The following is a 7,419-nucleotide window of genomic DNA, read 5'->3' as shown; positions in this document are numbered from 1 at the left end:
TCGGTGGTGCCGAACTCCTCGATGGAGAACGGCGCGCGACGGAGCGCGCCGTTCGCGTAGACGAACAACTTCGTGTCCCCGGCTTCGATGACTTCGTCCTCCAGGCCGAGGTCGGCGATGAGTTCGTCTACCGGTCCCGTGCGTCGCAGGCGCTGTGGGCCCCACTCCAGCAGGTAGCCATCGACGCGGCCGCTCCGAATCACGCCGCCCGGTTCGTCGTCGGCTTCGAGGACGACGTAGTCGATTCCCGCCTCGTCGAGGTTGTGGGCGAGCGCGAGGCCGGTGATGCCCGCGCCGACGATTCCGACCGTCATTCGTCGAGGGGGGCGTTGAGACACATCGTTCCCGGCGTGTCCTTACACTGACACTGGCGGAACTGGTAGTACGACGGGTCGAATCCGGCGACGAACGGTTCCACGAGGTCGGCGAGAACGTCGGAAAATCGTTCGTCGTCGTGTGGAACCGGCACGCGGTAGAAGTCGAGGCCCGCTTCTTCGGCCTCCTCGCGGAGTTCGTCGTCCAGTTCGGACAGCGTCTCGCTCTGTTCGTGCATGAAGCTGATGGGGTCCACGACCACGCGCTCCGCGTCGAGGTCGGCGACGACATCCTCGACTTCGGGTTCCGTCCACGGGATCTCGCGGTTACCGTGGTTCTGGAAGCCGAGCGCGTACGATTCGAGGCCGAGTTCGCTCGCCATCACGTCACAGAACTCGTTCACGTACACGTCGTAGCGACTGCCCTCGTCCAGATAGTGGCTCGGCGTTCCGTGTGCCGAAAACAGCAGTTCGGTGCCGTCGTCGGTCAGATCGAGCCCTTCCTCGTTAGCGTACTCGCGGATGTTCTCCGCGCGGATCCGGTTGTACGTCGGGTGTCTGTGCCATCCCGTCACCTCGTGGACCGGCACGTCCCAGCCCTGCTCTTCTACTGCGTTCGTGAGTTCTTCGAGCGAGGCGACGGTGGTCGAGGCCCCACAGAGCGGGTACGCGGGAAGCCCGATGAGTTCGTCGACGCCGTCCTCGCGGGCCTGTTCGACTGCGTCCCCGATGTACGGCTCGGTGAACTGGAACCCGACGTAAGTCGTCGCGTCGAATCCCCGTTCGTCGAGTTCGGCCTCCAGCGCGTCGGCTTGCGCTTTCGCCTGTGGGTCGAGCGGCGATCCGCCGATCTCCTCGTATTCCTCGATGAGTCCGGGGGCACGTCGCTCGGCCAACTGCCGGGACCGTTGGCGCGCTTCCTCCTCGGTGGTATCCCCTTCGAGGTCGGCGTTGTTCATGAAGATGCGCTCGAGATAGCCGAGCACGTTCTCCCGCGTCGGTTCGTCCGGCTCGCCGAAATTGAGTACCACGACGCCAGTCGTCATAGTCGATGTTCGGGGCGGATACGCCGAATAGTTGTCGTTTGCCGCGTCGTCGAGGATTTTATCACGGGTCAGACGGTGTCCAGTTTGGAAAACGAATCGCACTCGAAATGGAGCTGTATCTCACGAACGATTCCCAGTTGATGGCCCTCAGAGAGATTCCTTTCGGCTAGAGCCACTCGGCGGCCCACAGCTCTAGCTCCTCGAAGATCGGACAGAGCGAGCGACCTTTCTCGTTGAGGCTGTAGTAGGTCGCTATCGGCGCGTCTTCCTCGGTACGGCGATTGACGAAACCCATCTCGCCGAGGTCATCCAACACACGCGAGAGCGTCCGTGAACTCGCACCCGTCGAGCGTTTGAGTTCGTTGAAGCGCTTCTCGCCGTCCTGTAGATCGTGGAGGACGACCAATCGCCATTGGGACCCGATTTGCTCGACCGATTTTATGACCGGGCAGACGTCAAGAGATTCCGAAGACATTCGTGTTCTCGTTGCACCCAACTCCGCGAAGGTATATATCGGTTCGTATTCCAACCACGTAACAAAGTGATACCGACCATGGTCGGCAGGCCGAGCACGGAATCGTGAGGCTTCGTCGCCGACCTGTCGAAACGTTTCGTGCTAGTAACTCGTCGACTGACTCGCCCGATATCGTCAACCTATAACCTAAATTATTTATCCTATGGGTTTGGCGATATTTGGTATGAAACGGGCACTCGCCGTCATCGAGGCATCCGAGTCGGCAAAAGCATTGGTTCGGGAAGCGGGCGAACTCGCCGCGGGCGTCGGGGCGGAACTCGTCTTGCTCCACGTCACGACCAACGAGGAGTACGAGGAGACGAGAACGTCCTTGGAACAAATTCCGAACCTCGAAAGCTCCTACACCGCAGGGCAGGCGCTCGAAGGTGCTCGACAGTTCGCCGCTGACCTCGGGCGTGAGGTACTCGACGGCGTCGACGTCGAATACGAGGCGGTGGGTCGCGTCGGCGACGAGCGCGACGAAATTCTCGCCACCGCAACCGACCTCGGTTGTGACCACGTCTTCCTCGCGGGCCGGAAGCGTTCCCCAACGGGGAAAGCGCTGTTCGGCGACCGAACGCAGTCGGTCATTCTCGATTTCGACGGTGCCGTCACCGTCGTCACGGAATAATCCCCACCTCTCGTTTCCTCCGAACCACAACACGTAAGTTGATGATCTGCTGACAATAGTATCAATGTTGGGACGATTGTTCGGTAGTAAACCTGTTTCTTCACCGATAGAGCTGTCCCACGACGACCTGTTCAACCTGTGTCGCGTCGAACGTCGCCGACACGCTATCTCCATTATGGCGAACGTGTCAGACGTAATTCCGATGCGGACGCTCGTGGACGAAGTCACCGCTCGGGAGTTCGGCTCCGATTGGACGACGGACAACCGAACGACCGTCTACACGACGTTTTATCAACAGCACATCTCGGTCCTGGAAGACGCCGACGTGTTGTCCGCGCCCGACGGTCCCAGTGGCACGCTGTATCCGGAAGGCAACGCGGAACCGCTCGCGGAGCTGCTCACGTTCATCGGGATGATTACCGACTGACTCGTCGTTACCAATCGCCATCGAGCTTCCGTCGTGCGACCAGATATCCGGCGTGCGTTCGCCACCGTCTCCCGCTCTCGACGTGCTCAACCCGGTACCGCGAACCACAGCTTCCGCACCGTCGTTTCGCCGGTCGCTTGACCGCCTCGGATGCACGAAACCGCCGTGCCTCCCAGTCACAGGACGAACAGACGAGGCGGAGACGCGCGTCCGCGAACGAACGACAGTGGTGTGGCGCGTCGAGTTCGCGCGCCTTCGCTTTGAACCGTCGTCCGTGTCCGGACTCACCGAACCGTTGAAACTCCCACGCGTGAACCAGTTCGTGTCGAATCGTCCCCGTGAACTCGTCCCACCCGAACGAGCGATAGGCCTCCCACGTCAATCGAATCGTTACCTGCTCGGTTCGGCGATCGTAGAGACAGGCACCCGTACGGCGGACTGCGCGGTCCGAACACTCCCACTCGATCCGCTCGAAATCTACCGGGATCGGAACCGTTCTGGCGTAGCGTTCCGCTGCGTCGAGCAACTCATCGCGGGTTTCCGGCCCCATCGGACGATGGTTCGAATCGACGGATTATAGCGTTGCCCGTCTCCCCCAGTCCCGACTACAACCGATGGAGCCGACCGGTCTGGCAGTAGGGGCACCTATCGTCGGGTTCCGGCCGCGTGCTGACCCGCCCACACATCGAACACGCCCGAAGGACACGTTGCCATCGCTCCCGTTCCGCTTCGAGCGTCGCCACTCTTCGTTGGGTTTCCGCGAGGCGTCGATGGAGGGACGCGATTTCGGCGTGTAACCGCTCGTAAAGGCGCTGTTCCGTTTCGTGTTGTGGGTCCGAAGCTTCGATTCGTGGCCGGCGAGAACCCATTCCACCGTGGTTGTCCGACGTCATGCTTCTCGATAAACGAACGTGACGAACGACCATGAATGGGACGGCGGCCGTTCGACCGGCCCTTGCTATATAATGCACTTGTAGTGACATCCTCCCCGTCGTAAACGACGGGGCTTCCTCTCCAAGAGGAATACCAGATTGGCTGGTAAGGTTTTAAGACTCATACGCTCCAAGCGTCATCTGCGTAGGTGCGCTCCGCTTGGGTGGTCTTACGGCGGTGTCACAACTGCTCCCATCCCGTGGCGAGTCATCGTCACACGTTTTCCAAGTGTAACTCTCTCCCCACGGGTCAACCCGTTGAGCAATGCTTGCGGCGGCACTGATATCCGCCTGAAACGTCGAAACGTGACAGTCGTCGTTCGTACATCGGAACTTGGCTTGCGAACCGCGCTTTCCGATGTGACCGCATTCGTGGCACGTTTGACTTGTGTAGGCAGGATTGACGTATTTGACCGAGATACCGGCGTCCGTTGCTTTGTCCTCAATACGGCCCTGTAGCCGCGCAAAGGCCCATGCGTGAAGACGCCGATTCATGTACTTGCCGTAATCCAGATTCTCACGGATGTATGTCAAGTCCTCCATCACGATTACTGGATTCTCGAAACCAGTAGCGTAGTCCACTACTTCGCTGCTGGCTTTCTCCACGATATCCGTCAAAGCGTTCTGGTAGTAGTCGAACCGTTCGTCAATGCGCCATTCTGCATTGCGTTCCTGTAGTCGCTGAAGTGTGGTAGACATCTCCTTGCGAAGGTGTTTCGCACGCTTGCCACTCCAAAGAACGGGTCTTGTCGGCGTACCACGCTTGAGGGCACAGCCCGTAATTAGCGCAGTCTCACCGATATCAAGCCCGATTGGTGTGGTGTCACCGTCTGTCGTCGGTTCGTCAATCGAGTACTCGACGGTGACATGGAGTACCCAATTCTTCCGGTGCTTCTGTAGCCGTATTTCACCGGCTTTGGCGTCTTGGTTCAGCAAATCGAACCACAGCGATTCTTGCTTGGGGTTAATCCGGAGCGGAATCCAGAAGTTCGTTCCACGCCCCGGGCGCGGTGCCCACCACGTGAATTCGTATTCGCGTTCGTCCGAGTGGTCGAACTTTGCGGCTTGGTTCGTGAGTCGAAGCGGATGCTCGTCGTCAATTTCACGAGCGTTGTACGTCTTCCGGAGCTTCGGAACGTAGCTACACAGCGCGGCTTTCGCCTGATACGGGAGGTCGTAGGGCGTCACAACATCACTGACGCCGCCCATCGTATCCGCGCCTGAATCGAACGCTTCGTCCAACGCTTCACGGTACGTTTTCAGCGTTTTCTGTAGTTTCTCCTCCTTGTGAGTAGTCGGTGGGGCAAGTGTCGCTTGGAGCGTTTTGGTTGCCGTCACAGACATCACTGATTCTCCACGTAGTCCATGAGAACGTCGATGCTTACTTGCCCGGTACTTGCGAGGAAGTATCCCGGTTGCCAGAACGAATCCTTGAGCGATTGTTTGACTTCAGGGTATTCACTACGGATTTTCCGTGACGTGACGCCCTTCATCGAATTGATGAACTTCGTCATGTCGGTGGTTGGTTTCGCAGTGAACAAAATGTGGATGTGGTCGCTTCCACCGTTCACGGTCTGGATTTCAACGCCAAAGTCGCCTGCGAGGTCGTTCACTACTTCTCCGATGCGTTCGCTGATTTCATCGGTAAGTACGTCTGCGCGATATTTTGTGACGGTCACAAAGTGATATTGGAGCGCGTAGACGGTGTGCGACCCGGTTTGCAGGTTATACACCATTTGGACTCACCGATATCTACTCGGCCAATTGCATTAAAGCTTACTCCGTGGGGTATTCAGTATGCTGTAGTCGTGGTTTGTGGAATGGAGCTTACGCGATTCACGTTCGCCGTAAACGGCGGGATTCTCTCGCTGTTTAAAGATAACCGGGGGCTTTTTGTTTTCGCTGGGGACGGTGGCGGAACGTGTTGACGACTATCAGTCAGGGTACGCACCTTCCCGGTGCGTTTATCTATAATTTTCATTCACAAGACAATTCTTTCGATCTTCTGCAAAAATGGGAGGTTCAGCTACTCCGTCACATCGTCGGGTCGCACGACTTCGAGTGGTGCGTAGAGCCGCTTTCGAGCGTCGGGAAGATATAACCGTTCCTCGATGAGGTTTTCCTCTTTGAGTTTCATCAATGCATCACGTGTCGTGCGTGCCGGTAGCAAGGCGTCCGTCCGAACCTGCTGTTGTGTCATCGGCGATTCGTCCGTGAGAACCCGATAGACGAGTTTTGCACTCGGTGGTAGTTCGATGAGCCGTTCGAATCGGTCTTGGGGGGTAGTGTTACTGCCGGAGCGTCCGGCAAAATCGACCACTGGATTTCGGCATACCAGTCCTTTCTTCGGAGTCATCCCTGTTATTTATTCCGGTACTGGTGAATGTATGGTAGACTGGATGTTTGAGCACATCTATAACTATTCTTGGATTTCGTAACCACAAGATGTAAAGATGCTTTAGCGAATGGTTCATTAACAAATCCCGTTCGGTGGAAAAACCGGCACACTCGAATCCAATCATGGCTGTTGAAGAATCAACGATACTCGTCGTCGATGACGAGGCAGACGTAACCGACCTCTATGCGACATGGTTAGAGGACTCCTACGACGTTCGGCGAGCGTACGAAGGCCGTGAGGCGCTGGGTATGCTCGACGACGAGGTCGATGTCGTCTTACTCGACCGACGAATGCCCGGTCTCTCCGGCGACGAGGTGCTCGCGGAACTTCGAAACCGCGAACTTCACTCCCGAGTCGTGATGGTGACTGCCGTCAAACCCGATTACGACATCATCGATATGGGGTTCGACGACTATCTCGTCAAACCCGTCTCGAAGGACGACCTGTACACGACCGTCAGTGGAATGCTGACACGGGTCGAATACGACGCGAAGATGCAGGAGTACTTCTCGCTCGCCTCCAAGAAGGCCGTCCTCGAAACGGAGAAGGACGAAGACGAACTCCACCGGAACGAGCAGTATCAGGAACTGCAGGCGGAAGTCGAGCAGCTTCGTGAGTCCGTCGACGACTCCCGAGACGACCTCGAGAGCCACGACGACTTCGTCGGCGCGTTTCGCGACCTCGACTGAATCGACTGATTTTCCGGTCGACACGTTTTTGGATTCGTTCCGACCTGTTTTCGTATGAATCTTCCCGACGACTGGACGACGGACTCCTGTCCCGTGAACGGCGTCGATCTACAGTACTACCGCACCGGCGAGGGACCGTCGCTGGTCATGGCACACGGCTTCTACGCCAACGGTCGATGTTGGGAACCGTTGGTGGCCGATCTGGCGGACGAGTACGACATCGTGACGTACGACGCCCGCGGTCACGGTCGATCCGAGGCCCCCGAATCGGGGTACGGGATTGAGGACCGCGTCGCCGACCTCGTCGGACTCGTCGAAGCGCTCTCCCTCGACGACCCGATCCTGATCGGTCACTCGATGGGTGGATCGACGGCGGCGTGGACGGCCGCGACACATCCCGACCTCCCGCGTGCGATCGCTCTCGAAGACCCCGCGGGGATGTACGGACCGCCCGATATGGGTCCGGAC

Annotated in this window: 12 protein-coding genes; 4 read left to right on the top strand and 8 right to left on the bottom strand. The window is 58.1% G+C overall.

The window, feature by feature from the left end; all coding sequences use genetic code 11:
- From WBV42_RS09840 to WBV42_RS09830, 3 genes are all read right to left on the bottom strand, one after another.
- The coding region (locus tag WBV42_RS09840; protein ID WP_423985871.1) for an FAD-dependent oxidoreductase at positions 1-314 on the bottom strand (314 nt) is incomplete at its 3' end.
- Positions 311-1,360, bottom strand: a complete 1,050-nt coding sequence (gene hemH / locus WBV42_RS09835; protein ID WP_423985870.1) for a ferrochelatase — start codon at positions 1,358-1,360, stop codon at positions 311-313. The genes hemH and WBV42_RS09840, both read right to left, overlap by 4 nt.
- Before the next feature lie 166 nt (positions 1,361-1,526).
- On the bottom strand, positions 1,527-1,835 hold the full coding sequence (locus tag WBV42_RS09830) for a winged helix-turn-helix transcriptional regulator (protein WP_423985869.1): 309 nt from the start codon (positions 1,833-1,835) through the stop codon (positions 1,527-1,529).
- A 223-nt stretch (positions 1,836-2,058) separates the two neighbouring features.
- On the opposite strand from WBV42_RS09830, the gene WBV42_RS09825 reads away from it, so the two are divergent.
- Positions 2,059-2,505 carry a universal stress protein gene (locus WBV42_RS09825; RefSeq protein ID WP_423985868.1) on the top strand — a complete coding sequence of 149 codons (447 nt, stop codon included), beginning with the start codon at positions 2,059-2,061 and terminating at the stop codon, positions 2,503-2,505.
- 64 nt (positions 2,506-2,569) lie between these two features.
- Positions 2,570-2,932, top strand: coding sequence for a DUF7344 domain-containing protein (locus WBV42_RS09820; RefSeq protein ID WP_423985867.1), 363 nt, complete (start codon positions 2,570-2,572; stop codon positions 2,930-2,932).
- A gap of 7 nt (positions 2,933-2,939) precedes the next feature.
- Here the strand turns inward: WBV42_RS09820 and WBV42_RS09815 are convergent, their stop codons facing one another.
- From WBV42_RS09815 to WBV42_RS09795, 5 genes are all read right to left on the bottom strand, one after another.
- Positions 2,940-3,482: a SprT-like domain-containing protein gene (locus WBV42_RS09815; protein ID WP_423985866.1), complete on the bottom strand. Its 543-nt coding sequence runs from the start codon at positions 3,480-3,482 to the stop codon at positions 2,940-2,942.
- A gap of 55 nt (positions 3,483-3,537) precedes the next feature.
- Entirely contained in the window at positions 3,538-3,825 is a 288-nt protein-coding gene (locus WBV42_RS09810; protein ID WP_423985865.1) for a hypothetical protein, read from the bottom strand.
- A 153-nt stretch (positions 3,826-3,978) separates the two neighbouring features.
- Positions 3,979-5,208: an RNA-guided endonuclease InsQ/TnpB family protein gene (locus WBV42_RS09805; RefSeq protein ID WP_423985864.1), complete on the bottom strand. Its 1,230-nt coding sequence runs from the start codon at positions 5,206-5,208 to the stop codon at positions 3,979-3,981.
- Entirely contained in the window at positions 5,208-5,600 is a 393-nt protein-coding gene (tnpA, locus tag WBV42_RS09800; RefSeq protein ID WP_423985863.1) for an IS200/IS605 family transposase, read from the bottom strand. The genes WBV42_RS09805 and tnpA overlap by 1 nt, the downstream gene beginning before the upstream one ends.
- A gap of 290 nt (positions 5,601-5,890) precedes the next feature.
- On the bottom strand, positions 5,891-6,184 hold the full coding sequence (locus WBV42_RS09795; RefSeq protein ID WP_423985862.1) for a hypothetical protein: 294 nt from the start codon (positions 6,182-6,184) through the stop codon (positions 5,891-5,893).
- Positions 6,185-6,384: 200 nt separating this feature from the next.
- Here WBV42_RS09795 and WBV42_RS09790 point away from each other — a divergent pair, with 200 nt between their 5' ends.
- Positions 6,385-6,951, top strand: a complete 567-nt coding sequence (locus WBV42_RS09790; protein WP_423985861.1) for a response regulator transcription factor — start codon at positions 6,385-6,387, stop codon at positions 6,949-6,951.
- A gap of 54 nt (positions 6,952-7,005) precedes the next feature.
- On the top strand, positions 7,006-7,419 hold a 414-nt coding region (locus tag WBV42_RS09785; RefSeq protein ID WP_423985860.1), incomplete at its 3' end, for an alpha/beta fold hydrolase.

It is taken from the genome of Haladaptatus sp. (assembly GCF_049589095.1).
GTDB lineage: Archaea > Halobacteriota > Halobacteria > Halobacteriales > Haladaptataceae > Haladaptatus.
The sequence above is the reverse complement of the archived record's forward strand: the minus strand, read 5'-3'. Positions and strand labels throughout refer to the sequence as shown.